Annotated in this window: 2 protein-coding genes; both read right to left on the bottom strand. The window is 39.9% G+C overall.

The window, feature by feature from the left end; all coding sequences use genetic code 11:
* A partial coding sequence (locus tag F6K53_RS39260) for a hypothetical protein (protein ID WP_293085330.1) occupies positions 1–1,326 on the bottom strand: 1,326 nt, incomplete at its 3' end.
* A 132-nt stretch (positions 1,327–1,458) separates the two neighbouring features.
* Positions 1,459–1,878, bottom strand: a 420-nt coding sequence (locus F6K53_RS39255; RefSeq protein WP_366511420.1) for a hypothetical protein, incomplete at its 5' end; no start/stop codon positions are given.

The following is a 1,878-nucleotide window of genomic DNA, read 5'->3' as shown; positions in this document are numbered from 1 at the left end:
TGCCATCAATCCCATTTCGCGGTTGACAGGCCAAAGGTAATCAATCTCTTCACAAAAACGCCGACTATTTGATAAGAGATTTTGGTAGTTTTTAAGAGCCACATGAAATCCCTCGTGTTCCTGACATAAACACTGCTGCATCCAATCAAGCGCTTCTCTTTGGGACATACCAAACACAGGTGATTTCAGGATCTTATAAACAAAATCAATCGTAGAAAAGTTATCTTTAGACATCAATACTGGTGATGCACCAGAAATTCCATTATGGAAATTTTTCTGAATTAAATAGATTGTCCAATTAGCGACAAGTTTTTCGTAGGCCGTTGGTTTTGATAATTCTTTGTACAAGTTTCTACCAAGAAAAAGGGACGTTGTGGTGTGAAACGCTTCATCCAACAAATGATAGTAGGAAATGGCTGTTGGACTTGGGATAAATTCACCTTTTTTTTGCAATTTTTGGAAATATTTATAGATAGTGAGTTCTACATTTTTGACTGCCATATTCGCAATGTAGCGCAAGGCATAGTATTGGCAAGCCATAAAAGGGGAACCTCCCCAGTTGAAGGTCAAGAACCGTAAGCGAGAGTCTGGTGCTAATCCTAGTCCCCAAAATCCCCCAGCAGACCCTGGTATTGATGGGCTTTTCTGCTCTAATTCCCTCAAATACTGAGAATAGTATTGTTTTGAACTGCTCAACATCCCTTTAGCGATGAAACCCAAGGTTTTATCTCGGTACTCTGACCAGGGCAAATTTTTCAGACTCAAGTATAAATGTTGTGAATCTGAAGACTTTGAACCATTAGCTAAGCCCCTTTTTCTCAATTTGTACGATTTACCTTTGAGGGGAGCTTTAAAGGCATCTTTCCCTAGTAACGTTCTAGTTGTTAAAAATCCGATTTTGTGAAAGGCGTGAATGTGAGAACGCTCCTGTTCAGTTTCGAGATCCAACTCCTGGGATATAGTTTCGTAACCGCCAATGGCAGCAAAAACACTCTCAGTAACTTGATTATAAGTAATGACCTCATTTTCCCCAGCAGCAATATTATGGTATGCCAAAAACCAATTCAGGTGATTGAGTGCTATTTTTTGAGAGGGAGAAGCAACTTCATACAGGGGGGTGCCATATAATATGGATTGTTCCGGTTCGCTCCAATAGTGATCGCTATTTTTATGGTAGTTAAAGCTTTTCTCGAGTTCTTCTATTTTTTCTGTATAGTTTGATTCTAAGTTACTGCGACATGTTTTTTCAATTGCGGTTAATGTTTTATTGCCCCGTGAGAGCGTTTTTTTTTGGTTTAATTCGGCTGTTTGCAACTGTTGTGCCATTATTTTTTTATCCAGAATGTATACTAACTATTACAACTAAATTCCATCTGAAAATAGTCTAAGTTTGACCGTGGCGTACTATCCACTGCCCCAGAAAATGATGATGGTATCTAACGGAAAAAATCGAGTAGTTTAGGCTACGGACTTAGCAAATTGTTTAAAGCTTTTTATATTTGCTTGGATAGCCCGGTCAATGTTAGCTGCTGAGTCCATCAGGCGCATTTCTCGATTGACTGGCCAGAGGTAGTCAATGTCATTAAAAAAGCGCCGAAGATCAGACAGTAACCGTTGGTGGTACTTGAGGCTGACGTGAAATGCTTCATTTTCTTGACAAAAACTTTGTTGCATACTATTGAGTGCTTCGTCCGAAGACATCCCGAATATCGGCGATCGCAGTATTTTGTAGCACAACAACATACTTAGCGACTCATCTACCACGCACTGACCGGGTAATATACAAGAAAGTCCGCTCAAAACATTACGCTGCATCATGTAGATCGCCATATTGGCCACAAATTTTTCATAGGCCGTTGGCGGGGAAAAGTCTTTGTA

This window comes from Moorena sp. SIO4A1 (assembly GCF_010672065.1).
Lineage (GTDB): Bacteria > Cyanobacteriota > Cyanobacteriia > Cyanobacteriales > Coleofasciculaceae > Moorena.
Note: the sequence above shows the minus strand (reverse complement) of the source record. Positions and strands in the feature narration are given on the sequence as shown.